A 26,275-nucleotide genomic window follows, 5' to 3' on the forward strand; every position below is an offset into this window, starting at 1 on the left:
CCTGCCGCGGTAGCTCGGTTCGTGGCATCCTGCCGCGGTAGCCTGGTTTGTGGCATCCTGCCCCGGTAGCCCGGTTCGTGGCATCCTGCCGCGGTAGCCCGGTTCGCGGCATCCTGCCGCGGTAGCTCGGTTCGTGGCATCCTGCCGCGGTAGCTCGGTTCGTGGCATCCTGCCGCGGTAGCTCGGTTCGTGGCATCCTGCCGCGGTAGCTCGGTTCGTGGCATCCTGCCGCGGTGGCCCGGTTCGTGGCATCCTGCCGCGGTAATTCCCGGAGTAGTTATTCTTAACCCGTGGTGAACCCGGCAAGATGCCGGGAACCAACTTTCCCCGGCAAGATGCTGGGAACCGCTATCCACCCGACGAGACGTCGGGAACCAACACCCCCTCTACCCCCATACCGAATAGCGCGAAATCATACCGAGTAGGATCCACTGCGTCGAATTGCTTCAGGTTATCGGTCAGCTCCTCCACGGCGAGCCAGTCGCACTGTTTGCGGGTGAGGAGTCCGAGCGACCGTCCAACCCTTTCCACGTGAACGTCGAGGGGCATGCACAGCTGATCGGGACGGATGCGGGTCCACTGCCCGAAGTCCACTCCCCGTTCGTCTTGCCTCACCATCCAGCGCAGGAACATACACAGGCGCTTGCACCGGGATTTCCGGGCGGGGGTGGCTACGTGCTTGCGGGTGCGGTTTGGAGCATCCGGTAGGCTGAAGAACAGCTCGTGAAAGCCGCGCAGGGCGGGTTCGATCGTCCGGTCGCCGGGATTCAAGTGACGAGCGAAGGCATCCTCCAGGCTAGTGTGGTGCGTATAGTACCAGCGCAGCCACTGCACGAAGTAGTGGGTATCGATAAGCGTGAAGGTGCGGTGCTTCCAGTCACCCAGCACCCGCGCCACGGTAACCGGACAGTGGCCCTGTTCCATAATGAAGCGGTAAGGTTGGCCGCCCATCGCTTCGATGAGCTGCTGTCCCTTGTCGATGATGGTGGCGCGGCGGCCCCATGCGAGGGTGGCGATCCAGAAACCGACGATTTCCCGATCGCGGGGATCATCAAAGGCGTGCACCAGCCCGATGGGGTCGTCGTGGATGAACTCGGGGCGGTTGAAACGGTCGTGGTAGTGATCTAGAAGCTCCTGCTGATGGGCGGTAGATAATTGAGAATGCTGCACGGAGAGAACTACCCGTAGCCGGAGCGTTTGGTTGGCTAGCGGTTGGACGGGGTGCAGCCGTTGGACGGTGTATATCCGTTGGACGGGTGTAGTGAATTTCAGTGATTGCTCAAAATTATTCGAGGAAATGGTTGAGTATATACACCGCAGCGGTGACCGTAATCCTAATGCGCAGGAAACACTTTCACTCTACGTGTTCAAACTTATTTATCCCCTCAGAGCTACTCCCCCACCAGCCGCAGGTAGTCTTCCACTACTTCCAGGGCGGCGGAACGGTCCTGGCGGCGCAGGGAATCACGGAGGGTAAGGACCTGGCTTACGGACAGTACGGCATCGCGGGCTACCAACTGGGCGCGGTCCTCAATCCAGCGGTCGATGATCAGCAGGTGGTCGGATTCGGTTAGCTCATCGTGGCGGTAAGCGTCCACTCCCTCCTCCAGGCCGACAGCGCGGTAGTCACGGCTACGGGTGTTCAGAAAAAACAGGTGATCGGGGTCGCTGACGTAATCTTCACCGCGGGCCGCACGACGGTCGCGGGTGTTGCCGTCACAGGCCGACAAAAAGAAGCAAAGGAAGACAAGTGACAAAGAGCGCATTCGGGGCACGGTAGTACGTCACTATAATGTAGGTCGCCGGATTTGGTTCGTTCGTTATTCCCCCCTCGGCCCCTTACCTTCGCCCCTTCCCCGACCCTTTCTCCATGCGCTGGACCCTCCCGATATTTTCGGCACTGTTGCTCGTTTTTTGGCTGTGCTTTGGCAGCTTGGCGGGGCTGTTCGGTCTGCAACTGCCCGCCCTTGGCCCTTTTTTCGATCCGGCCCACGGCTTCTGGCAGAACACCGGCGAGGGAGCGCGACTCGAACAGCTGAACTTTCACCTCGACCACCCCTACGCCCGGGGCGAGATCCACTTCGACGAGCGCGGCATTCCGCACATCATTGCCGGCGACCTGGAGAGCGCCTGCTTTCTGCAGGGCTACGTAAACGCCTACGACCGCATGTGGCAGATGGACATCAGCACGCGGGCAACGGAGGGGGCGCTGGCGCAGGTGCTGGGCAAATCAATGGAGCAACGTGATTTGGCACAGATCCGCAGGGGATTTCGGGAAGTAGCCCGTCGCTCCGTCGATACCATATCCAGTCAATTTCCGGACGATTACCGCGCCCTACAAGCGTACTCCGACGGGATCAATGCCTACCTCGATCAACTACAGCCGGAGGACTACCCCGTCGAGTACAAACTACTCGGCCACGAGCCCATCCGCTGGTCGCCCTACCGCACGGCGCTGCTGATGAAGGGAATGTCGGCCGGCCTCAGCGGCCATTATAACGACGCCCGGGCGACCCGTACCCGGGCGGAGCTCGGTCGGGAGCGTTTCGATGCGCTGTTCCCCGAACGGTTTCCGGGTAACAGTCCGGTAGTCCCCGATCCGGAAAGGAATAGTGTGGTGAGCCGATTTTCATTGCTTCCTTCCTTTGGCACTGCACCCGCGACCCCGCCCGAAAAGGTCAGTGCCCCCGCTGTGCCACCTTCTATAAAGCAATCGGAGCATGCCCCATACAGCTGGCTCACTCCCGACCCCGCCAACGGCAGCAACAACTGGGCCGTCGGTCCCCGGCGCTCGAACACCGGCGCGCCCATCATGGCCAACGACCCCCACCTGCAACTGACCTACCCGAGCGTGTGGTACGAAGTACAGATCACCTTCCCCGGTTGCAATGCCCGCGGCGTGGGACTGGTCGGCGCACCCGGACTGATGATGGGCTTCAACGACTACATTGCCTGGGGGGAAACGAACGTCGGCCACGACGTGACCGACTGGTACCGCATGGACTGGACCGATAGTACCCGCACCGCATACCGCCTCGACGGCCGGGAGCAGCCGACGCAGTTCATCAACGACACCCTGCGCATCAAGGGAGAAGCCGACGTGGTAGTGCGGACACCCTGGACCGTTTTCGGGCCGGTTCCCGACAGCGAGGGTGATTACGCCGACCTGGCGATGCGCTGGCGGGCCCACGACGAGCCGGGAAAGGACACGCGGCCCCATACCACCGTGGCCACCTTTCTCAATCTGATGCAGGCCAGGAACTATGCCGACTACGTCGAGGCGCTGCGGGGATACGCCGATCCGGCCCAGAATTTCCTTTTTGCGGCGCGCGACGGAGATATCGCGATCCGGCCGAACGGCTTCTTTCCCCTGCGTGCCGAGGGAGAGGGACGGTTCATCCGCGACGGAGACAGCACGGCGAACAACTGGCGGGGGGTGATCCCCTTCGACCGGCGGCCGGTACACTATAATCCGGCACGCGGGTACGTAAGTTCGGCCAATCAGGAGACGACCGGACCGGATTACCCGTACTACTACCTCGGTAATTTCGACGATTACCGTGGGCGCTACATCAATCGGGTACTTGCGCGCACCCAGACCATGAATCAGCGGCGGATGAAGGAGTTGCAACTGGACGACTACTCCCTCTTCGCCGAAGAGCTAGCCCCGCTGCTGATCGCCCGCCTCGACCGGAGGAGCCTGAACGAAGAGGGGCGGCAACTCCTCCGCATACTCAGCGAGTGGGACTACCACTACTCCGGAGACAGCCGCGGGGCGACCCTTTTTCACCAATTCGCGGAACGGCTGTTTGAATTGACCTTTGATGAGTTTCCGGCCCACTCCGGCAAGCTGCGGCCGGATCGCTGGAAGTGGAATGAGTTGCTGCGCGACCGGCCGGACGACGAGATCTTCGACATCGACTCCACCAAGTCCTTTCGCGAGACCGGCCCAATCCTCACCCAGCGGGTGTTTGACGAACTGCTGGAGGAGTATGCTGGCGAGCTGCCCGCGCCCTGGGCCGTTTACCGGAATGCTTCGATCGACCACCTCGGTAAAATCCCGGGTTTCGGTTCTCCGCTCATTACTACGGGCGGATCGCGCACCACGCCGCGGGTGATCGATGACAACTTCGGTGGAAGTTGGCGGATGGTTGTCGAACTGGGAAAAGAACCGCGGGGGTGGGGCGCACTTCCTGGCGGCGCTTCGGGCAACCCCGGAAGTAAATTTTACGACAACGGCTTCGAGGAATGGGAGGAGGGGCGCTACCACGAGCTGACCCGTTGGCAACAACCCCGGAACCCGATCGGAAGCTGGATCTTCGAATAATTGATATGTACCGATTCTTTCTCTTGCTGGGAGTTTTGTTGGTGAGCGTCGCGTGTCTGATCACGGGTGCGAACTGGTATGCCGTGGCGGTCGGGGCTGCGGCCCTGTGTTTTCTGCTGCCGGTATGGCGGAGGAGTGCCTTTTACTATTCCTTCCTGGCGGTCCTGATGGTGTGGGGGTGTTACGCCGGCTACCTGCACCTTTTCTCCGAGGGCCGATTGGCGGACAGGCTGGCGGTGACCTTCAGCGTGCCGACCGGTTGGGTCCTGGTGGTCGTCACGGCCCTGTGGGGGGGCATTACCGCGGGACTGGGGGGACTCTTCGGGGCCTCGCTCAGAATCGCGCTGGCGGGAGGTAAGCGGTAATTTTGTTTCTTTGGTGCGATTGTTCACCGCTGCTTCAGGCGGACCGTCTTCGCGGATTTCACAGATTACTTGCAGTACAGGCCCCCTGGCGCGACTGCCCAAACCAAGCTTAACCAGACTAAATGAATACTACGACCGTACGGCACCCGGAAGACGGGGGCAGCATTTTCGGCCACCGGCCGGGACTCTTCGTGCTCTTCTTCACCGAAATGTGGGAGCGCTTCAGTTACTACGGAATGCGGGTGTTGCTGGTCGTTTTCCTGGTGGATGTTGCCTTCGGTGATACGCCGTGGGAGCGGGCGGACGCGCTGGCGCTGTACGGAATTTACACCGGCCTGGTGTACTTCACCCCAATGATCGGGGGCATTCTGGCCGACCGCCTGTTGGGGTACCGGCGCGCCGTGGTGCTGGGAGCGTTGATCATGACGGCCGGTCATGCGGCGATGGCCTTCGAGACCTCGGGGCTTTTCTATACCGGCTTGGGGCTGCTGATCGTCGGCAACGGACTGTTTAAACCCAACATTTCTTCCATCGTTGGCCAGCTCTACGCGGACGATACGGAGCGTAAGGATGGCGCTTATACCATCTTTTATATGGGCATCAATGCCGGCGCATTCCTGGGTATCCTGCTGTGTAGCTACTACGGCGAAAGCGAGGCCTACGGATATGGTTATGGCTTCGGACTGGCGGGCATTTTCATGTTCATCGGGCTCATTCAGTTCTGGTTTGCCCAGGATATTTTTGGCGACATCGGGCTTTCCCCCCGGCAGGCGCGCGAGCTGGAGGACAGCAAAACATCACGTACCGAAACCGTTGCCGTAGAGCCCGAGGGCTTTACCGTCGATGCTTCGTTGGAGCCCCTGAGTACCGGTGAGGACATGACACCGTCCGTTGGTGGCGAGGGCGATGGCAAACGGGCCGTCACCTGGGGGATGATCGGACTGGCGATCGCCGCCGTCTTCTACTACCTCATTTCGACCTTCACCGATCCGCAGGCGAATCTCTTGCAGACCGTGAGCCGGGAGTTTATGCCGCCCATTATCTTGGGTTCGGTGGTAGGCTTTGTGGGCTGGATCGTGTCGGATAAATCACTCAAGAAGGTGGAGCGCGACCGGGTTTGGTCGATCATCGTCTTCAGCTTCTTCATCATCTTCTTCTGGTGGGCCTTCGAGCAGGCGGGGGGCTCCATGACCATTTTTGCGCTCGACTACACCGAGCGTTCGCTGACCGGGGAGGGGGCAATGTGGTTTAGACTGGCTAACACCGGTATTACGGTCATTCCGGTGATGGTCCTGACCTGGGTGCTCTTCAAGCTCTTCAGCATCACCTTCAAGAACTACAGCGTATCGAATATGGTGCTGGGGCTTGCCTTTATCATCATCTGGTTGCTCATCGGCAACATGCTTTACGAGCAATTCACCGAGGAGGCTCCCGAGGTACCCGCGGGCTGGTTTCAGATCTTCAATAGCCTGTTCATCATCTGCTTTGCTCCGGCCTTCGCCAAGTTGTGGGAAAAGAAGATCTCGTTTCTGCGGCGGGGTCCGGTCAAGTTTGCGCTCGGACTAACCTTGCTGGGGCTTGGCTTTGCTATCCTGGCCATCGGCTCTCTGAGCATTCCCGACGGAGCTAAGACGGCCAGCGTCAGCATGTTCTGGCTCATTGCGGCCTACCTCTTCCACACGCTGGGAGAATTGTGCATCTCGCCGGTGGGGCTGAGCTACGTTTCCAAGCTGGCTCCGGTAAGGCTGGTCGGACTGATGTTCGGCGTGTTCTTCGTGGCCAACTTCATTGCCAACTTCGCTGCGGGTCTGACGGGCTCTTACATTGATCCCATCGCCGAGGAGATCGGCCTGAGCGGCTTCTTCGCCATCTTCGCCGCCGTGCCCATTACGGCCGCCATCATCTTCGTCGCCATCAGCGGCTGGATGAAAAAGATGATGCATGGCATCGAATAGGTGGTTCCAACAACTGCAGACGATCTTCTACGCCCTGCTCATGGGCCAGTTGCTGTTTGCCATCATCGTCTGGTTCATGATCCGGGGCAAGGAACCGCGCTACTTCATGGACGGGGAGACCGATCTGTGGATCATGGTCGGCTACGCTGTGTGCATGGTGGGCGGGGCCTGGTTCATCGATCAGTTTCGCGCGCGTACCGTGACCAAACAGAAAAACATCCGGGAACGGGCTCCGAGCAGTTACCGGGCGACGGTGCTGATCCGCCTGGCCATCCTCGAAAGCGCTACCCTGCTGCTCACCGCCATCTCTCTCCTGACGTACAACTTCGAGCCGCTGGCCATCCTGGTGCTGATGTTCGGAGTATTTTACTGGTTTCGGCCGACGGTGGAGGAGTTTGCGGAGCGGTACGCGGGCGGCGAAGGATTTTGAATTTACCTATTGCCCAGGGCTCGCGGAGCGTTACTCCGCCCGGATTACTTCCCGGTGAACGGGCGTGCCTTCCACGTCGTGGTGAATAAACGCAATGGTTGGCGTATCCCCCTCCCGGTATACGCTTACCGAGAGAAATCCGCCCTTCACTCGTAAGAATTTATGCTCCGGTCGGTGATCGTCGGGGGTCCAGCCCTGGGCGTGGGAATCACTCGAGGGGCCCTGACTGAATTCCTTTAGGCCCGTCTGCGGATCGACGGATACGTACTGCCAGTGACGGTCGCCGTTGATGACGTACATACCTTCGTCGGCAAGAAAACTACGTAACCACTCTCCTTCCGTGCGGTGGGAATCATTGGCGTGATTGTCCGTCTTGCGGTCGCGGTCGGGACCGACTATCGGAGTAGATGACACCAGGATCTTGAAGGTAGCGTCGGAATCCCGCACGGTCGACTGCAACCATTCGATCTGTTCGCGGCCCAGGATGGTTTTATTCGGGCCGTCAGTCTCCTTGTTATCACTACGAAAATCGCGGCCCTCGGTGATCCATACCTGCAGGTCTTTTCCCCAGCGGATGGTCCGGTAAGCCCTGCTGCCGATCGGCGTTTGTTCCTCCCAGATGCGCTGCCCGTCCCCGAAGGTCAGTTCCCCGTAGGTGGCGGCGGAATCGGATACGTCGTCCTTCAGCAGATCGTGGTCATCTTTCTGAATATAAAGGGGAGTATGGTTGTAGAAATCTACCAGCGCGGGCCAACCGTTTATCGCATTCCACTTATGGCGGGCGAGTGGCAGGGTTATAGCTAGGGGGCCGGGTTTGTCGTAGTAGACGTAATCGCCGGTCTGGCAGTGAAAATCGGGTTCCATCGCGAGCATACTGTCGTACATACGGAAGCCCCGGACGGAGTCGTCGTGGGACCAAAAGTACTGACAGGTCGAAGCGGTAAAGGTCACCGGTACGACCGCATCCGGCCGCGGAGCGGTGCGAAACTTGCCGGTCAACCGCGATATGGGGCCTCCTTCCGCCTTCCGACCCTCCACGACGACGGAATAGCTTGTCGCGGGACGTAGCCCGCCAATTCCGGTCTTGATGGTATAGTCTCGGTAAGGGGAAACGGGATGCCATTCCCGTACGATGCTCGTGTCCACCGACGTCAACTCGATGCGGACTTCGCCGAAGGTGCCCGCTACCGCCCCGTCCATTTGGGCCACCGGCATACCGTCATCGAAGTCGATCGGGTGGCGAAAGGTGGACTCCTGGCGCTCGTGATTGACGGGTACCGGTATGGCGGATAGGCAGAGTCGGGTCCATAAAATGATGGACGAATCCGTCACTTCACCGACCTTGAATCCGTTCGTGAGAAAAACGGAATCAGGCACCTGTGCCCCAGCCGACGCTCCGGTGCACAGCGCCAACAGCATGAACAGGTACCGCCAGGACGGATGACGCGTCCGGGAATCGAAGGGGTATCTATCGGCGGCTTCCATGACCTATACGAACTTCTCCCCGTGCTCCGATTCCGCCTTGCTGCGCAGGGCCTTTATCTCCTGCTCCCGGTTGCGGGGGTATACGAGCAGGACGTCGCCTTCGTCGATGACGAGGAGGTCGTCGACGCCGCCGACAACGATGAGCTTGTCCTTGGGGCCGCGGATGTAGCTGTTGTGGGTGTCTTCGATGATGACCTTACCGGAAATTACGTTGCCGTCCTTGTCCTTGTCGCTCTCGTGGTAGAGGGCTCCCCAGGCTCCGAGGTCCGACCAGCCGAACTGGGCGGGGATGGTGAAGATGTTGCTGGCGTTCTCCATGATCGCGTAATCGACGGAGATGCTGGGAGTTTGGGGGTAGAACTCGTCGATGAAGGACTGTTCCTCATCCGTGTTGTAGTAGTTCAGGCCCTGGGAGAGGAGGGCGTAGATTTCGGGTGCAAAGTTTTCGTAGGCCTCGAGGATGGTCTTGGCGCGCCAGATGAAGATGCCGGCATTCCAGAGGTAGTCGCCGCTGCGGAGGAAACTTTTGGCGGTATCCAGGTCGGGTTTTTCGGCGAAGCGCTTGACGCGGTAGACGTCTTCCGCCTCCGTCGTCTCATCAATGAACTGGATATAGCCGTATCCGGTATGCGGTGCATCGGGTGAGATGCCGAGGGTGACCAGGGCATCATTCTCGGCCGTAAAGCGTAGGGCCTTGTTGATGTTGGCGGTGAAGAGGCTGTCGTTGACGATCAGCGCGTCACTGGGGGCGATCACGAAATTGGCTTCGGGATCGAGGGCGTGCAGCTTGAAGGCGGTATACGCTACGCAGGGGGCGGTGTTGTTCCGGCTCGGTTCGCAGAGAATCTGCTGGGGGGCGATCTCGGGGAGGTGTTCCTGGACGAGGTCCTTGTACTTGCCGTTCGTGACGATGTAGATTTTATCGGCCGTCGTGAGCTTTAGGAAGCGCTCGAAGGTCATGCGCAGCAGGCTGCGGCCATCGCCGGCGATATCGAGGAACTGCTTGGGCTTATCCTCCCGGCTGGCGGGCCAGAAGCGGGAGCCGACGCCACCGGCCATTATGGCTACGTAGGTATGTTCGTTCATGGGGGGTATTCTGTTCTGTGGAGAAAGGGCAAAAGTACGACACCCCCGTACAACGCGGTCTATGACCGCGGCGTGCTCCGCTGCCTCCGGCAGCGGCCTCAACCCGCCAGCGCCCTAACTTTTACGAAATTACTTCTCATCTCCTCCGTGTAGTAGTTTCCGCACCAGTTTGTCGGATCATCCGTCAGCCCTGCCTTAACGGGATTATTAAGTACATACCACAAGGTTCGTTCAAAATGGCCGAAACGCACCGTACGGCTATATTCTTTTTCTGCCCAAACCCTACGACCCTTAGCATCTTGCATCCGATTCAGTTTAGTCGCAGTGAAGCGCTTGTGCTCGGTTAGAATATCCGCAAGGGGGGTACTGGAAGCGGAGCGGTTCTCTAACAGTACATGAACGTGGTTGCTCATCACACTTATGGCATAAATACGCAGTCCGTACCGCCGCGCGATGAATTTCCAGGAATCAATGACTACCTGCTTTGCCGCAGCGTCCTGTAGAAATCTGGGTCCCTGCATGGCTTTGTCCAGTAGCGTATCGAAAGCTATGTAATAGTCCAATTCACTCTCCGTTAGCCTTTGTCGGAAAGTTTTGCGAGCAGTTGCGTTCGTAGCTCGCTCTTCGAGGCTAATGTCTTCCTCCAGCTTTGCCCGCCGCAGTCGGTGTGAACTGTGCAGTTTAGATAGACCTAGATTGGGAATACTGCCGTAGAGGCGGTACGTGATGTGGGTCGGTGTGGAAGGGACGGGGGCGGTTCGCATGGGTGGTTTTTGCGATAAACATACGTTTTGTTTTTTATATCCACAAAACAACATGTTTTGTTTTTCTAGCCGCTGCCGGAGGTAGCGGAGGACTTCGCGGCTGCAAGCCGCATTGTATCTGGGCACCCCGCTGCCGGAGGCAGCGGGGGACGGCGCGGCTGCAAGCCGCATCGTACTTTCGGGGCGTGACGGACCTAGACCACATCACCCGTTTCCAGCGCAGCCGCAAATCCGGGGACCTGCTGCCGCTCTATCAGCGGTATGCGGAGCTCATTTACGGCTGGTGTCTGGGGTATTTGGGGACGGCGGAGCGGGCGGAGGACGCGGGAGCAGAGATCTTTACGGTACTGCTGGCCAAACTGGCAAAGCACGAGGTGGCTAACTTTCGCTCGTGGTTGCAGACCCTGGTCCGTAACCACTGCCTGATGCAACTGCGGCGGGAAAAGCGGGACCCCCTGCGGCAATCCCGGGAACCGCTTATGCAATCGGAAGAATTGATGCATCTACCGGAGGAAGCGGAAGCCACGCCGGATACCCGCCCCCTGCACCACTGCCTGAAGCAACTCGGGGAGGAACAACGGACCTGCATTCGGCTGTTTTACCTGCAGGAAGGACATAGCTATCAATCCATCGCGGACCAACTAAATCTAAGCGTAGGCCGCGTACGTTCTCACCTGCAGAACGGCCGCCGCAACCTGAAAATCTGCCTCGAACGGCGACAAACCGAATAAACCGATCCACGTGACCCCCGAGCAAAATCGTAGCGAAGAGCTGTTGCGCCGCTGGATCAGCGGAGCGATCACCGCGCCCGAGGAGGCCGAACTCGAGCGGAGAGCTTCGGGCGACGACGGCCTGCGGGAAGCCTTCGAGGCACTGCGGGACCTACCGGAAGCAGACCACCACGCCCGCATCGAGGCGATGGTCGCCCGCGGGCAGCCCGCCCAGGGACAGCGACGCAAGCTCTTCCCCCGCTACGCCGCGGCCGCAGCCACTTTGTTGTTGCTCGGCATCGCTACTCTGCTTTTGCCCCATTACTACGCGGAGGAGGAAACTGCAGCTATCGCCATGGAGTCGGCTCCGGTAACCGAGGAACCCAGCTCGCCTCCGACCTTCACTGCTCCCGCGCCCCGCCGCCCCCCCGAAGTGGCGGAAGCCGTTGACCCAATCCCGCCGCAGGCGGAAGTAACCCAGGCCGAAAAAACGGCGCCCCAGACCTCCTTTAATGAATCGAGGGAAATGGACCTGGTGGATCAGGATTCCGCCGAACCGGTCATTGCTGCCGCCTCGCGTAGGGGATTGTCCCGGGTGGCCGACGAATTTCGTGCCCGCCCCGCGGAAGGCTACCCCACCCTGCGCGAACGAATCGTGACCGAACGGCCGGATGACCTTCCCACGGGAGAAGTAAGAGTAGAATTTCTCGTAAACCCGGACGGCAGCCTCAGCGACCTGCGCTTTCCGGATGAGCCCGGAGAGCCTACCGTCAACTACGTAACCAAGGCGTTGGTCGAATCGACGTGGGAGAGTCTAGACCGATCCGGGCCCGTGCGCGTTTACCTTACCTTGCAATTCGAATAGTTTATACCAGTAACATGACGTACGAAAACTTCACCACCAAGGCCCAGGAAGCCATCATCCAGGCGCAGAAGATCGCCAAGGAGATGGACCAGCAGCAGGTGGATACCCCCCACTTACTGGCGGGGATCATGACGGTCGACGAGAGTGTGGCCGACTTTATCCTGAAAAAAGTAGGCGTCGGACTGGCCGACGTACGGCGGGAACTGAAGCAAATCCTACAGGACTACCCCCGCGTAAAGGGCAGCAGTAAGCAGTACCTGACCGGCGACGCCAACCGTGCGCTGAGCCGGGCCAAGAAGATGCTCGTCGATTTTGGCGACCAGTACATCAGCATCGAACTCATGATGCTCGGCATCATCCAGGGAGCCAGCGACAAGGGCGCGCGCATCCTGAAGGACCTGGGCGCAACGAACGACGGCATCCGCGGTGCCATCGAGGAGCTACGTAAGGGAAAAACCGTCGACGAGCCCAGCGGCGACGACACCTACAACCTCCTCGAAAAGTACACCGTCAACCTCAATGAGCGGGCGGAAAACGGCAAGCTCGACCCCATCGTAGGCCGCGACGAGGAGATCCGGCGACTGCTCCAAATTCTGAGCCGCCGCAAGAAAAATAACCCCCTGCTCATCGGTGAATCCGGGGTGGGTAAGACGGCCATCGTAGAGGGCATCGCCTGGCGCATCGTGAAAGGCGATGTGCCCGAGAGCCTGCGCGAGAAGCGCATCTTTGTACTCGACATCGCCGGCATGCTGGCCGGTGCGAAGTACAAGGGCGACTTCGAGGAACGCCTGAAGGGGGTCATTAAGGAAGTGACGAACAGCGACGGCCGCTTCATCCTTTTCGTCGACGAGATCCACACCCTCATCGGGGCCGGCGGCGGCAACGGGGCCATGGACGCCGCTAACATCCTTAAACCCGCCCTGGCGCGGGGCGACCTGCGGACGATCGGGGCCACCACCCTCGACGAGTACCAGAAGTACTTCGAAAAGGATAAGGCCCTGGTGCGCCGCTTTCAAACCGTCCGCATCGAGGAGCCCAGCGTGGAGGATACCGTCTCCATCCTGCGCGGACTGCAGGAACGCTACGAAGTGTACCACAAGATCGAGATCCTTGACGAGGCGCTCGTCGCCGCGGCCGAACTGAGCAACCGCTACATCAGCGACCGCTTCCTGCCCGACAAGGCCATCGACCTCATCGACGAAAGCGCCGCCCGCCTGCGCCTCGAACTGGACAGCGTGCCCGAAGAGATCGACGAGTGGGACCGCCGCGTCCGCCAGCTCGAGATCGAACGGGAAGCCATCAAGCGCGAGAACAGCGCCCCCAAGCTGCAGATCATCGAGGAGCAGATCGCCAACGCCCGCGAAAGACGCGACAGCCTCCGCGCCCGCTGGCACAACGAAAAGGAGCTGGTCGACAACAGTCAGAACATCAAAAAGACCATCGAGGAATTGGAACACGAAGCCGCAAAGGCCGAGCGCAACAGCGACTTCGAAACCGTCGCCAAGATCCGCTACGGACAACTCCAGGACCTAAAGAAACAACTCGCCGCCGCCGACAAGGAACTCGAGAACCTGCCCGACGAAAACCGCTTCACCAATGAGGAGGTCACGGCCAACGACATCGCCGAGGTAGTGGCCCGCTGGACCGGCATCCCGGTACAACGCATGCTGCAGAGTGAACGCGAGAAACTGCTGTTGCTGGAAGACGAGCTGCACAAACGGCTCATCGGTCAGGAAGAAGCGGTGCACGCCGTTTCGGATGCCGTACGCCGCAGTCGGGCCGGACTCCAGGACGAGAATCGCCCCATCGGCAGCTTCATCTTCCTCGGACCCACGGGTGTCGGCAAGACCGAACTCGCCAAGGCCCTGGCCGAAGTGCTCTTCAACGACGAGCGCGCCATCACCCGCATCGACATGAGCGAGTACCAGGAGCGCCACACCGTGAGCCGGCTGGTGGGTGCGCCTCCGGGCTACGTGGGCTACGACGAGGGCGGTCAGCTTACCGAGGCCGTGCGCCAGCGCCCCTACTCCATCGTGCTGCTCGACGAGATCGAAAAGGCCCACCCCGACACCTTCAATATTCTGCTGCAGGTACTCGACGACGGGCGGCTCACCGACAATCGCGGACGGGTGGCCAACTTCAAGAACACCATAATCATCATGACCTCCAATATGGGGTCGGACACCATCCTCGAAAACTTCGAGGACCTGGCCAACCTGGACGAAAAGCACCGACAGGACATCATTCAGACCACCAAGGAAGAAGTCTTCCAGACCCTACAGGAAAACCTGCGCCCCGAGTTTCTCAACCGCATCGACGAGCGCATCATGTTTCAGCCGCTTACGCGGGACGAAATCAAGCAGATCGCCCGCCTGCTGCTCCGCAAGACCGAGAAGATGCTTGCCCGCCAGGGGATGGTCCTCAAGATCAGCGACCGTGCCCTAGGCTGGTTGTCCGAGCGGGGCTACGATCCGCAGTTCGGCGCCCGGCCCATGAAGCGGGTGCTGCAGGCCGATTTGGCCGACGAGCTTTCCAAGGACCTGATCTCCGGCAAATTCGTGGCCGGCGACACCATTTACACTGACCTGAACAACGACCGGCTCGTTTTCAGCAAGGAACCGTTTCCCGTCGCGCCGGCGGAGGAGAGCAGTCCGGAGCTTACCGCCGAGGCCGAGGCCGTCGCGCGTGAACTATCGGAGGGGCAGGACACCGGCAAAAAACGCAGCCGGCGCAGCAAGAAAAAGTCGGAGGAAGAGGTCAGCGATCCCGCAGCCAATGTTGCTGAGCTTAAAAAAGCAACCCAGGACTTACTAGACGCGACGGAGAAAGCGAAGGAAGGATAAACCAGGTGGTGGCGGGATGCAGGGCGGTCCCCGAAGGAAGCGACAAGGTGCTGCGCCGAACCAAATGATAGCAATTAAAGTTGTATAATCTGTTCAAACACAGATTATGAAAACCATCGCGCTCAGGTTCGGCCTCTACTTTTTTGGTGGCTTGGTAGCCATATTTTTACTGAGTTACCTACTTGGTCTCGCGGCGAACTACCAGTTGAGAGTGGTCAATGGTTTTCTGCACATGGCCGTACTTTACTACGGCATCAGGGAACTGCGTGTAAGACAGCCCGACACTCACCAGAATTACGTCAGTGGCGTCGCTCAGGGGCTCTACATAGGTGCGGTGGGCACTGTCCTGTTTTCGATCTTCACCGTCCTGTTCCTTGCCGGTGCTCCCAATCTAATGGCGCAGTTACAGGCAGCGACCCCCCTGGGCAATTCCCTTACCCCCGTTACCGCCGGCGTATTCATCCTTATGGAGGGAGTTGCCGTCAGCCTGATCGGCTCTTACCTACTAACCCGCTACGTCGATGCCCGACTGGAGAAAAAACGGGGGGCGGAGAGTGACTACACAAGTCGCAGATCGATCGCGGAATAGTTATTCTCGGCGAGTAAGCACCCGTGGCAGGAGAAATACACAGGCTGGGCGGCGGCGCGCGGGTGCAATGTCTCACTCCGAGGGCGTAATCGTGTCAATTTTACAATAAGCCGTGCCCATGAAGTGGAAGTGAGTGGAAAGTTGCGGGTGGCAAGCTATCTTTAGCAGTCGTTAACCATCGATTATGCACCGTTTTTTACCCCTCTTCCTGGGTCTCCTGACCCTGGCCTACTGCGCCCAACAACCCGAAAACAAGGAGCCGACCTACCCCGATCGTACCATTGAGCTGGAGCCCGGTCAGGCGGCCACCCTGGCAACTAAGATCCGGGCAGAAAGCAACATCCAACTCGACGGCGACCTGGAGCTGTCTCTCTGGGCCAGCGATTCCCTCGTGACTGACCCAATCGCTATCAGTGTAGCGCCGGACGGAAAAATATTTTACACCAGCGCCACCCGTCAGGAGCACTCGGAATTCGACATTCGGGGCCACCGCGACTGGATGACGGCCTCCATCGCCTTCGAGACCGTCGAGGATCGCCGCGCCTTCCTCCGCAAGACCTTCGAGGAGGGCAGCGAACAGTCGGAACGCCACCTAAAGGACCTTAACGGCGATGGCAAGCGCGATTGGCGCGACCTCACGACCGAGAAGGAACAAGTGTGGTTCGTCGAGGATCGCGACGGCGATTCCGTAGCCGATCGCGCTAAGCTGTACATCGAAGACTTCGGCGAGGAGATTACCGACGTAGCCAACGGAGTAGAGTACGCCAACGGGGAAGTTTACATCTCCGTCGGGCCCGACCTCTGGAGAACGAAGGATACCGACGGCGACGGCGTTGCCGATGAAACTACCTCGATCAGTCACGGCTGGATCGTACACGTCGGCTTCAGCGGCCACGGCATGTCGGGCGTCACCGTCGGCCCGCAGGGCCGCATCTGGTGGGGTGCCGGCGATGTCGGCATGAACGTCGTCGATAAGGACGGCAAGGAGCACAAGTACCCCAATCGCGGCACCGTCGTGCGCTGCGACCCGGACGGCAGCAACTTCGAGGTATACGCCATGGGCGTACGCAATACCCACGAATTCGTCTTTGACGACTACGGTAACCTGATCTCGGTCGACAACGACGGCGACCACAGCGGCGAAAGCGAGCGACTGGTGTACCTGATCGACGGATCCGACACCGGCTGGCGCATCAACTGGCAGTTCGGCAAGTATACCGACCCCGATAATAACGACTACAAGGTGTGGATGGAAGAGCGCATGTACCAGCCCCGCTGGGAGGGTCAGGCCGCCTACTTCCTTCCCCCGATCCAGAACTACGTGAACGGTCCGACCGGCATGGTCTACAATCCCGGCACCGCCCTTGGCCCCGAGTACTACAAGCACTTCTTTGTCGCCGAGTTCCGCGGCAACCCGGCCAATTCCCCGATCCACGCCTTCACGCTCGAGCCGGAGGGCGCGGGCTTTAAGCTGGGAACGACGAAGGAGGTCGTGAGCGGACTCTTGCCTACCGGCCTCGACTTCGGTGCCGACGGTGCCCTCTACTTCGCCGACTGGATCAACGGTTGGAACACCAAGGAACAAGGTCGCATCTGGAAACTCGACGTACCCGGTGGTGCAAGTACTCCCATCCGCCAGGAAGTAAAGCAACTACTCAACCTGGATCAGACCAAAGTATCCCTGGATTCCCTGTCCCTCCTGCTCGCCCACCAGGATCAGCGCGTCCGTCGCAACGCCCAGTTCGAACTCGCTAAGCGGGGCGACGAAGGCTATGAGACCCTACTTGCCGCCGCTCAGTCCAACCCTAATCAGCTGGCGCGCATTCACGGAATCTGGGGCATCGCCCAAATGGCCCGCGAGGACCACGACCGGGGTGATGAATTGGTCGGTCTGCTCGGAGACAAAGACCCCGAGATCATTGCCCAGGCCGCCAAAATGATTGGTGATGTCCGCTACGACGATGCCGGCGAGGAACTTATCGCACTCCTGCGTAATCCCGAGCCCCGCGTCCGCTTCATGGCCACCGAGGCCCTCGGCCGTACCAAAAACGGAGATGCCGTGCAGCCCATTTTAACGATGCTCGAAGAGAACAACGACCAGGACACTTACCTGCGCATGGGTGGCATGATCGCCCTCGGCCGCATTGGCGATACCGAAGCCATGGTGGCACTGAAGGACAACCCCTCCCGGGCCCTGCGCACGGTAGCGGTAGTAGCACTCCGCCGCATGGAATCGCCGGAGATCGCCCAGTTCCTCGAGGACCAGGACGAGTACATCGTCGCCGAAGCCGCCCGTGGCATCAACGATGACTTCTCCATCGAAGACGCGCTACCCCAGCTGGCCGCAACCCTCGACGATCCACGCTTTACTTCCGAGCCGCTGATTCGTCGCGCGATCAACGCGAACCTGCGCGTCGGGGGAGATGAAGCCGTGCAGCGGCTGGTCCGCTACGTACAACGGTCGAATGCCCCCGCCGTGCTCCGCGCGGAAGCGCTGTCTACCCTGGCTACCTGGGGTCACCCATCGGTCCTGGACCGCGTCGACGGACGGTACCGTGGCGAACTCGAGCGAGATTCTACGGTGGCTTCCGAGGCCATTGCTCCTGCGATCGCCGAGCTGATCGCCCGTGGTGAAGATGAGGTGCGTATGGCCGCAATCCAGGCAGCCGGTCGGCTCGGACTGGAAGAAACCATCCCCCAACTCACGAAACTGCTGGAAGGGGACCGCTTGGCACCAGTACGGATTGCTGCCCTCAATGCCCTGAACGACCTGAAAGCCCCCCAGCTGGACCGCAACCTCGAAACCGCGCTGGCCTCCAACGACGGCAACCTCCGCGCCCGCGCCCTGGAGATCCTCCCCAGCTCCGGCATTGCCGAGGAACGCTCGATGCAGTTGTACGATAAGGTGATGCAGGGAGGCACGATCGTCGAACAGCAGGCCGCCCTCATGGGCCTGTCCGAAATGAAGGGAGAAGCTTCCACCGAACTCTTTGCCCGCCTGCTGGACCGCCTCGAGAAAGACGACATCCCTACCACGGTTCGTCTCGATCTCGCCGAAGCGGTCGAACAGCATGGCGACCCCGAACTAAACGCACTGCTGACCGACTACGGCGGCAAGCTGGACAGTGACCTGGGCCTGTACGCACTCGCGCTGGAGGGCGGAAACGCACGCCGCGGCCGTAACATCTTCTACAATAACGAATCCGCCCAGTGCGTGCGCTGCCATGCCGTGTTCGAGTACGGAGGCAACGTCGGACCCGGGCTGGAGGGAATCGCCGACCGGCTTACCCACCGGCAGATGCTGGAAGCCCTTATTCGCCCCAGTGCCCGTATGGCGCCCGGCTACGAAATGGTCCTGCTCACCCTAAACGACGGATCGGCCACCGCCGGCATCGTAATGGAGCGTACCGACGAAGCCATTAAGATCAAAGTGGGTAAGGAAGATATTCAGACCGTCCCCCGCAGCGAAATCGCCGAGGAGGAAACCATTCCCTCCAGCATGCCGACCATGGAGGACAAGCTAACCCGGCGCGAAATTCGCGACGTGGTAGCCTTCCTGGCCAGCCTCGAATCGGAAGAGTCGTAGTACCCGAAGGACATAATGGAAGTCGGTAGAACCCGTCCGTAAACCACCCGTTCAAAAGTGGAATGCATTGACGATTTTCTCACGATCAACAATCTATTATGTCTACTACCCATAAGGACATTGCCGCTAAGTCGGGCACCTACACCCTCGGCAACGACATTACCATCCACCGACTCGGCTACGGTGCCATGCGCCTCACCGGCGAGGGCATCTGGGGACCACCGAAGGACAAGTCGGAAGCCATCCGCGTGCTAAAGGCGACCCAGGACCTCGGCATCAACTTTATCGATACGGCCGACAGCTACGGGCCCAACATCTCCGAAGAGCTCCTCGCCGAGGCCCTACACCCCTACCCCGACGGACTGCTCATCGCCACCAAGGGCGGTCTCGAACGCACGGGACCCAACCAGTGGCCCGTCAACGGTCGCCCCGACCACCTCGAAAACGCCCTGAAGGGAAGCCTCAAACGGCTTAAGCTCGAGCGCATCGACCTGTACCAACTGCACCGCTTCGACGAAAAGGTGCCGGCCGACGAGTTTCTCGGTAAGCTCGCCGAACTGCAACAGCAGGGCTACATCCGCCACCTTGGCCTGAGTGAAGTGAGTGTCGATCAAATCGAGCAAGCCCAGCAGCACTTCGAGGTCGTCAGCGTCCAGAACAAGTACAGCCTCACTGACCGCAAGTGGGAAGACGAAGTACACTGGACCTGCGAAAACAACATCGCCTTCATCCCCTGGTACCCCCTCGACGCCGGTGCCCTGGAAAATAAAAACCTGCAACGCATCGCCGAGAAGCACAACAGCAGCATCTACCAAATCGCCCTCGCCTGGTTGCTCGCTTACAGTCCCAATATTCTACCCATTCCCGGTACCAGCTCGCTCGACCACCTGAAGGAAAACACTCAAGCCGCCGCCACTCAATTAGATGAAGAGGATGTTAGTCTTTTAGTAGGTTAGTCAGTTAGTCAGTTAGTCTTTTAGTCGGTTAGTGCTTTAGATCGACACGGACCAACTGAGCAACCGGTGCTCCGCAGCTAAAGCTGTTTTTCACCACGCATGGAACACCGATTCTCACGGATTCTAATTATAGATTTACGTGGCACACCAGAATCAGAGGGCCCGTCGCCAAGGTGTACTGTCCCTCTCCATACCGTCCTAAACGACTAACGTACTACCCGACTACCGTACTACCCGACTACCCCACTACCCCACCAACACCCTCCACCCCCACCCCTCCACTCCCACCACATCCCCTTCCGTCAAGCTCACCGGGTCACCCGTCAGGCCGTCGGTGTATGCCCCGTGCCACAGCTGTTCCCCGAAACGCAGCTCCCGCGCGCCGCCGCAGAAATTGAAGACGGCCAGGATTTTACTGTGCTCGTCCTGGCGAACGAAGGTGAGCACCTCGGATTCGTGATTGCTGGGAACGCGGATCATGGTGGCGCCCCAGGGTGCGTTGGCGAGTGCCGAATGCTGCTTTTTCAGGGAAATGAGTTTACGAAAGAGATCGGCGAAATGATGCTCGCGCCAGGCGATCGGATCGCGCTCGAAAAAGGCCAGTCGGCGGTCGAGGCCAGCTTCCTGTCCGTTGTGTATGAGGGGGATGCCCTCGCCGATGAAGGAGAGCGCGATGGCCGTTTCCACTCCCGGCCCCAGGAGCTCGTACATGCTGCCCTCCCAGGCGTTTTTGTCGTGGTTGTCGGTGAAGGTCATGCGCATGGCGTCCTCGGGCCAGGCGCGCTCGTTCCAGGAGTAGTAGACGTACAGAGCCGCCACGTTCGCCTTGCCGTAGCAGATGCGGTGGACGGCCTCGTGCCAGCTCCAGGCGTAGGTAGCGTCGAAGGCGGCACGGTGCAGGTCCCTGGCCTCCCACTCCGCCAACAGGAAGACGGGCTTGATTTGATCGAGGCTGGCGCGCACTTCTTCCCAGAAATCGACCGGCACGTAGCCCGCCACGTCGCAGCGGTAACCGTCGATGTCGCACTCCCGCACCCAGTATTCCATGGCCTCGCGCATGTAAGTGCGCAGGGGGGCGTGGCGGTAATCTAAGTCGATGATGTCGGACCAGTCCCACCAGGGTGTCGGCCGAAAGTCGCCCTTGTAGTCAAGGGCGTACCATTCGGGGTGGCGATCGACAAGCACGTTGTCCCAGGCGGTATGGTTGGCGACCCAGTCGAGGATGACGTATAGGCCCAGTTCGTGGGCGTCCTGGACGAAGGATTTGAAGTCCTCCAGGGTGCCAAATTCCGGGTTGACGCCGTAGTAATCCTTGACGGCGTAGGGACTACCCAGCGTACCCTTCCGGTTCTTCTCCCCGATGGGGTGGATAGGCATGATCCAGAGGATGCCGACGCCTAATTCTTGTAGACGGGGCAGCTCTTTTCGCGCCGCGGCCAGGGTACCTTCCGGCGTGAACTGACGGGTATTGATCTGGTAAACGGTGGCGGATTTACTCCATTCGGGGTGCGTCATGGGTCGGTTTCACTTAAGGGTTTTTGGCTGGTGTGGATTCTACACTTTAAGGTTTCGGAAGTTACCTTGTGCGAAAACCATTCATAAATGAGACGTAGAAATTTTATTCGGGCCGGGGCCGCAGGTGCAGTGGCCGTTGCGGCGAGCAGTGCAAGTATGGCATCCCCCATAGTGCAGGAGGGTGCTGAGCTGATCGAGTGGCGGACCTACGAGATGAACTTCGGTGGCAACCAGGGACTCCTAATGAGTTACCTCAACGAGGCACTCAAACCCGCCCTGACCCGTAAGGGAGCTACCCAGTTCGTAGTATTTAAGGAATATGGCGATCCCAATCCGGCAATGATCTATGTCATGATCAGCTATCCCGACGCGACCACCTATATGGCGGCACAAGACCTGAGCGGCGACGACGCCTTTGCCTCCGCCTCCGTCGAATACGATGAGGTGAAGGCCGAAAAGCCCATCTACACCCGTTTCTCCTCCTGGTTGCTCACTGCCTTCGCGGGTATGCCCCAGTCGGTTGCCCCCGATGCCGAGTCGGGACTCTTTGAACTACGGATCTACGAAGGCTACTCCGAAGACGCCGTCCGCCGCAAGATTCGGATGTTTAACGACTACGAGATCGAGATCTTCGACAACACCGGACTAAAACCCGTCTTCTACGGCGACATGATTGCCGGTCCCCACCGCCCCTCGCTGATGTACCTGCTGCAATTTGAGGATATGGAGGCACGCAACGAGAACTGGGGCAAATTCGGCGCCGACGATACCTGGAACCGCATCAAGGTGCTGCCTGAATTTGCCAATTCGGTGTCCAACATTCGGCGCACCTTTCTGGTCCCCGCCTAGTGTGGCAGCGCCTGCTTAAGGGCCTTCGCGAAACGCGCGAAATCTTCAATGTGGGGTAGGTGCCCCAGCCCCTCCAGTTCGATGAGGGTGCCGTCGGGAATTTGCCCGACGATGGTCTTGCCGAGCTGGTCGTAGCGTCCCAGGGTCTTTCTGACCTCCTCACCTACCAGCGGCTTGCCGAGGGCGGTGCGGTCACGGGTACCCAGGATGAGCACGGTCGGCACCTGCAGCTGACTGAATTCGTACACGACTGGCTGGGTAAAGATCATGTCGTAGGTGAGGGCCGCGTCCCAGGCAACGTAGGCGTAGTCCTCACTGATGGCCCATCCGGCCAGCACGTTCACCCAGGGGTCGTAGGCCGACTTCCAGTTGCCGTCGTAGTAGTTCTTCTGTTGGTATTCCCTGATGGATGCGTAGTCCTTCTTCAGTTCACCTTCGTACCACTCGTCAACGGATTGGTAGGGGACCTTCAATTTCCAGTCTTCGAGTCCGATGGGATTTACCAGGATCAGCGATTCCGTCGTTTCGGGGTACATAAGGGCAAACCGGGTAGCAACCATTCCGCCCATCGAGTGGCCCACTACGACGGCACTATCGATCCGCAGAGAGTAGAGCAACCACCGCGTGTTGTGGGCCAACTGGTGAAAGGTAAACTGATACTGCTGGGGCTTGGACGATTTACCAAACCCGACCTGGTCCGGCGCAATGACCCGGTAGCCCTGATCGAGCAGCAGCTTTATGGTGGATTCCCAGTAGGCGCTCGGAAAGTTTTTGCCGTGCAGCAGCAGTGCGGTCTTTCCGTTGAACCGCGGGGGCGTCACGTCCATATATACCATCTCAAGGTCCTGCAACTGAGATTGGAAGGAATAGACCTTGGTCGGAAAGGGGTAATCGTAGTCGGTCAGTCGCTCATCCAGCGGACGCACGGCATCCTCCTGCGCGGCGAGGGGAAACAGGGGCAGGAGGAATAGTAGAGTGAGGATGCAGCGTCGGAAAGGTGTCATAGTGCAAGGGAGGTTAATATCCGTAAGCCGGTTGCCCCCTGTCCGCAGCTTCCGGCTAGCGGACCCGGCAATTCGGTAGGGCCCGGCGTACCCGTTCGATTTCAGCGGCGGGCAGCGGGTTGCCGGTCAGAATCAGGGTGCGCAAGTTAGTGAGCTTGCTCAGATCATCGGGCAGTAAGGTGAGCTGATTATTCGCCAAGACCAGCAGTTTGAGCTCCGTCAGGTCCGTTAGCTGGGGGGGCAGTTCCGCCAGTTCGTTACCGGTAAGGATCAGGGTATGCAGATTACTCAGTGCGCCGATCGCCGCCGGCAGCCGTCGCAGGTTGTTACCTTCCAGGTTCAGTTTGCTCAGTCGCTTCATTCCCGACCAGTCTAGGTCCACCTCCCGCAGCTGGTTGTAGCTCAGGTCGAGGTGGGTCAATTGGTGCAGGCGGCGCAGCGATGCGGGAAGCCGGCTCAGCTGATTGCCCTGCAGGTTGAGCACCCGTAGTTTACGGCAACGGCCGAGGCGCTCGGGGAGTCGATCCAATTCGTTGAAGCCGGCCTGGAGATAGGCGAGTTGTCGCAGGTCCGCAACCGCATCGGGCAGGGTCTTTAATCGGTTCTGGGTCACTTCCAGTTGTTTCAACCGGCAAAGGTTCCCGACGGATTCCGGCAGTTCGCGCAGGTTGTTTTCCTGGAGGTTCAGGAGCTCGAGGCGGCGTAATGCCGTGAGTTGGGGGTCCCATACTTCCAGCTCGTTCCGCATCAGGTTGAGGTACGTCAATTGCCGCAGCTTTTCCGTCCCGGCCGGCAGACTGAAAAGGTGGCGGTCGCGCAGGCTGAGTTGTCGCGCGGGAACGTTCGCCGCCAGGGCTGCGGAAACATCGGTATACACCGGCCATTCGTTGTTGGCATGCTGGGCGGGGAGCGCGGGAGCAACGAACAGGGAGAACAGCAAAGCGATCTGGTACGTCCGAAGCGGCATCACTAACGAATGAACTGAAGCACGCGGCGCGTAACGCGCCGGCCGACGGTGATCTGCAGTACTACCTGATTCGCCGTGGCGAACGGCGACACGTCATACGTCCAGGTCCGGCTGCCGGCAGTTCCGCTTTGGTGATCCAGGGTAGCAAGGTGCCTGCCCGTCAGATCGTACAGATCGAACGTCAACATTTCGCCGGCGGTGTCTTCCATGCGGATGGAGAGTTGTCCGGCGGTCGGGTTCGGGAAAACGGACAGGTGGGTACGTTCGGCCAGTTCATCCACGCGGGTCGACCGCTCAACTTCGATGTATTCCAGTCGGGACAGCGAATCCTCTCCCTGAGTGTTGCTTACGCTGAGTTGCACCCGGTAGCGTCCGGGTTCGCTGTAGCTTACCTCTACGACGGAGTCCGTGGAGACCGCCGGCATCCCGCCGTCAAACACCCACCGCCGGTTTTCCACGCCGTTCGTACTTACGTCGGAGAAGGTCACTATTTCTCCCGGTTGGATGATCCGTAGATCGGAGATAAAGTCAATCACCGGTGCCTGCTCGCCCAGGTTGCCGCTCCGCGAAAATATGACCGCCGACGAGAGGTTAAAGACGATCGAATCGCCGGTCGCATCCCGCTGCGGTTCACTGGTGGCGGCCGGGTGCTGAATGCTAAAGAAGCCGAAGCGGTAGTCGGGGCTGAACGTTAGACCGGTGGGCTCGGCATCAATGGGCATACTGCTGAACAGTTTTACCCGGGGTACTTCTTGGGTATGATCGGGGCCTACCGTCCAGATGTAGTTGTTGTCGCCGTCCTGCAGTACCCACAGGTTGCCCCGGTCGTCGAAGACGAGGTTGTCGTTTCCGATCCCCCAGGGTTCCTCCACGGTTCCCTCTACCGTATTCAGTGAGTAGCTCATTCCCCCTACGAAGGTCGTGAACTCGGTGATGCCCTTGCTTCCATCGGTAAATTGGTAGATACGTCCGGCACCTTTGGAGGCGAAGTGTATCTGTCCGGTCAGGGGATTCACGTCTACGTCCTCGATGCCGTTGAAGTTGGTTGCACCCAGGGCAATGGCCAGCGCACGGGTGTTGTTCCGGTCTTCGGGGGTAGCGTTGGGCACCTCGACCCATTTGCCGGTCGTCCCGGCGGGTTCGAATCCGTTCATTGGCTCGTCGAGCACGAGGGTGTAAAGTTTGCCCGCCCTCAGGTCACGGGCCCGATCGGCGACAAATTTGAACAGGGCCCCCGAGGTTCCGTCTTCTCCGGTGAATAGGGTCTTCTCGTCGGACAGTATAGTGGCGTTTTCGTGACTGGCCCGACCTATCGCCCATAGTTTTTCCGGCTTGCCGTTGCCGTGTTCCAGTACACGGGCGGTGGCGGGGTCGATCTCGACCAACCAGCCTACGTCGTCGTAACCGTCGTTATTCGCATCACCTGAGGTGTAGGTTTCTTCACTGGTGATCACGGTACCCCACGGGGTGACCCCTCCGGAGCAATTGCGCATGGTCGTCACGAGGTCCGCGCCGGAGAAATTTACCGCCCGGGAGCTATCAATTCGCCAGAGGCGGGCGGTTGCATCATAGTGTACGCCAAGGTTCGAAACGCCGCCGGGCGTGGTTTCGTGGTTGATGCTTAGGTAGCCGCGCTCACTGCTTCCTGCGATGGGAAGGTAAGCCGTGAAATCATGGTTGGCCGGTACTATTCCCCCACCGATCGTATACCTCGTCCCTTCCTTGTGGATCTGTTGGAAGCGGTGACTTTCGTGCGGAAGGATGAACTTCGCGGTCGGAGCGGTCGGCACGATGGAGGTGTAACAGCTGAGGTGGGCATCTCCGTCCGCACAGGTCGGTACGGCACTACCACCCCCCTGCACCTGTGCGAACAGCCCCGTTGCACCCAACAGGCAAACCGGGATGAATTGAAGCGCAGTTCTCCATAATGTAAACGTACCCGTGAATCGGTGCATAAAGTTGTAGCCATTAAGTGAGCC

20 protein-coding genes are annotated in these 26,275 nt (G+C 59.6%); 11 read left to right on the forward strand and 9 right to left on the reverse strand.

What is annotated here, in order from left to right; translation table 11 throughout:
- Nucleotides 1-348: 348 nt before the first annotated feature.
- Both GGR28_RS13250 and GGR28_RS13255 read right to left on the reverse strand, forming a co-directional pair.
- The gene (locus GGR28_RS13250) at nucleotides 349-1,170 is read right to left on the reverse strand and encodes a TIGR02757 family protein (RefSeq protein WP_183496294.1); all 822 of its coding nucleotides are present in this window, start codon (nucleotides 1,168-1,170) and stop codon (nucleotides 349-351) included.
- A 221-nt stretch (nucleotides 1,171-1,391) separates the two neighbouring features.
- Nucleotides 1,392-1,766, reverse strand: coding sequence for a hypothetical protein (locus GGR28_RS13255; RefSeq protein ID WP_183496295.1), 375 nt, complete (start codon nucleotides 1,764-1,766; stop codon nucleotides 1,392-1,394).
- A 104-nt stretch (nucleotides 1,767-1,870) separates the two neighbouring features.
- Between GGR28_RS13255 and GGR28_RS13260 the strand changes: the two genes are divergently transcribed.
- The 4 genes from GGR28_RS13260 to GGR28_RS13275 all read left to right on the forward strand — a co-directional run bounded on the left by GGR28_RS13260 (nucleotide 1,871) and on the right by GGR28_RS13275 (nucleotide 7,077).
- Nucleotides 1,871-4,327, forward strand: coding sequence for a penicillin acylase family protein (locus GGR28_RS13260; RefSeq protein ID WP_183496296.1), 2,457 nt, complete (start codon nucleotides 1,871-1,873; stop codon nucleotides 4,325-4,327).
- Nucleotides 4,328-4,332: 5 nt separating this feature from the next.
- A complete protein-coding gene (locus GGR28_RS13265; RefSeq protein WP_183496297.1) occupies nucleotides 4,333-4,692 on the forward strand; it encodes a hypothetical protein in 360 nt (119 codons plus the stop codon).
- Nucleotides 4,693-4,814: 122 nt separating this feature from the next.
- Nucleotides 4,815-6,647 (forward strand): peptide MFS transporter, encoded by a 1,833-nt coding sequence (locus GGR28_RS13270; RefSeq protein WP_183496298.1) that lies wholly within the window; start codon nucleotides 4,815-4,817, stop codon nucleotides 6,645-6,647.
- The gene (locus GGR28_RS13275; protein ID WP_183496299.1) at nucleotides 6,634-7,077 is read left to right on the forward strand and encodes a hypothetical protein; all 444 of its coding nucleotides are present in this window, start codon (nucleotides 6,634-6,636) and stop codon (nucleotides 7,075-7,077) included. Before GGR28_RS13270 ends, GGR28_RS13275 begins: the two co-directional genes overlap by 14 nt.
- A gap of 30 nt (nucleotides 7,078-7,107) precedes the next feature.
- Here GGR28_RS13275 and GGR28_RS13280 read toward each other — a convergent pair whose 3' ends face one another.
- The 3 genes from GGR28_RS13280 to GGR28_RS13290 form a co-directional block, all read right to left on the reverse strand.
- Complete coding sequence (locus GGR28_RS13280) at nucleotides 7,108-8,562, reverse strand: alkaline phosphatase D family protein (protein ID WP_221233892.1); 1,455 nt, start codon at nucleotides 8,560-8,562, stop codon at nucleotides 7,108-7,110.
- Between the two features lie 3 nt (nucleotides 8,563-8,565).
- A complete protein-coding gene (locus tag GGR28_RS13285; RefSeq protein ID WP_246416736.1) occupies nucleotides 8,566-9,648 on the reverse strand; it encodes a mannose-1-phosphate guanylyltransferase in 1,083 nt (360 codons plus the stop codon).
- Between the two features lie 98 nt (nucleotides 9,649-9,746).
- Nucleotides 9,747-10,211 (reverse strand): transposase, encoded by a 465-nt coding sequence (locus tag GGR28_RS13290; protein WP_183496300.1) that lies wholly within the window; start codon nucleotides 10,209-10,211, stop codon nucleotides 9,747-9,749.
- 386 nt (nucleotides 10,212-10,597) lie between these two features.
- Between GGR28_RS13290 and GGR28_RS13295 the strand changes: the two genes are divergently transcribed.
- The 6 genes from GGR28_RS13295 to GGR28_RS13320 all read left to right on the forward strand — a co-directional run bounded on the left by GGR28_RS13295 (nucleotide 10,598) and on the right by GGR28_RS13320 (nucleotide 19,961).
- A complete protein-coding gene (locus tag GGR28_RS13295; protein ID WP_183496301.1) occupies nucleotides 10,598-11,143 on the forward strand; it encodes an RNA polymerase sigma factor in 546 nt (181 codons plus the stop codon).
- A gap of 10 nt (nucleotides 11,144-11,153) precedes the next feature.
- Nucleotides 11,154-11,987, forward strand: coding sequence for a hypothetical protein (locus tag GGR28_RS13300; RefSeq protein ID WP_183496302.1), 834 nt, complete (start codon nucleotides 11,154-11,156; stop codon nucleotides 11,985-11,987).
- A 14-nt stretch (nucleotides 11,988-12,001) separates the two neighbouring features.
- Complete coding sequence (clpB, locus tag GGR28_RS13305; protein WP_183496303.1) at nucleotides 12,002-14,830, forward strand: ATP-dependent chaperone ClpB; 2,829 nt, start codon at nucleotides 12,002-12,004, stop codon at nucleotides 14,828-14,830.
- Nucleotides 14,831-14,936: 106 nt separating this feature from the next.
- A complete protein-coding gene (locus tag GGR28_RS13310) occupies nucleotides 14,937-15,419 on the forward strand; it encodes a DUF4199 domain-containing protein (protein ID WP_183496304.1) in 483 nt (160 codons plus the stop codon).
- A 184-nt stretch (nucleotides 15,420-15,603) separates the two neighbouring features.
- Nucleotides 15,604-19,005, forward strand: coding sequence for a HEAT repeat domain-containing protein (locus GGR28_RS13315; protein WP_183496305.1), 3,402 nt, complete (start codon nucleotides 15,604-15,606; stop codon nucleotides 19,003-19,005).
- Between the two features lie 98 nt (nucleotides 19,006-19,103).
- Nucleotides 19,104-19,961, forward strand: coding sequence for an aldo/keto reductase (locus tag GGR28_RS13320; protein WP_183496306.1), 858 nt, complete (start codon nucleotides 19,104-19,106; stop codon nucleotides 19,959-19,961).
- 246 nt (nucleotides 19,962-20,207) lie between these two features.
- On the opposite strand, the gene GGR28_RS13325 is transcribed toward GGR28_RS13320, so the two are convergent.
- Nucleotides 20,208-21,476: an alpha-amylase family glycosyl hydrolase gene (locus tag GGR28_RS13325; protein WP_183496307.1), complete on the reverse strand. Its 1,269-nt coding sequence runs from the start codon at nucleotides 21,474-21,476 to the stop codon at nucleotides 20,208-20,210.
- An 87-nt stretch (nucleotides 21,477-21,563) separates the two neighbouring features.
- Here GGR28_RS13325 and GGR28_RS13330 point away from each other — a divergent pair, with 87 nt between their 5' ends.
- On the forward strand, nucleotides 21,564-22,325 hold the full coding sequence (locus GGR28_RS13330; protein WP_183496308.1) for an NIPSNAP family protein: 762 nt from the start codon (nucleotides 21,564-21,566) through the stop codon (nucleotides 22,323-22,325).
- On the opposite strand, the gene GGR28_RS13335 is transcribed toward GGR28_RS13330, so the two are convergent.
- From GGR28_RS13335 to GGR28_RS13345, 3 genes are read right to left on the reverse strand one after another with little or no spacing between them, the layout of a single operon-like run.
- Nucleotides 22,322-23,329: an alpha/beta fold hydrolase gene (locus GGR28_RS13335; RefSeq protein ID WP_183496309.1), complete on the reverse strand. Its 1,008-nt coding sequence runs from the start codon at nucleotides 23,327-23,329 to the stop codon at nucleotides 22,322-22,324. The two genes, GGR28_RS13330 and GGR28_RS13335, sit on opposite strands and share 4 nt — an antisense overlap.
- Nucleotides 23,330-23,384: 55 nt before the next feature.
- Entirely contained in the window at nucleotides 23,385-24,296 is a 912-nt protein-coding gene (locus GGR28_RS13340) for a leucine-rich repeat domain-containing protein (protein WP_183496310.1), read from the reverse strand.
- 2 nt (nucleotides 24,297-24,298) lie between these two features.
- Nucleotides 24,299-26,251 (reverse strand): alkaline phosphatase PhoX, encoded by a 1,953-nt coding sequence (locus GGR28_RS13345; protein WP_183496311.1) that lies wholly within the window; start codon nucleotides 26,249-26,251, stop codon nucleotides 24,299-24,301.
- Nucleotides 26,252-26,275: the final 24 nt, after the last annotated feature.

This window comes from Neolewinella aquimaris (genome assembly GCF_014197245.1).
Classification (GTDB): domain Bacteria; phylum Bacteroidota; class Bacteroidia; order Chitinophagales; family Saprospiraceae; genus Neolewinella; species Neolewinella aquimaris.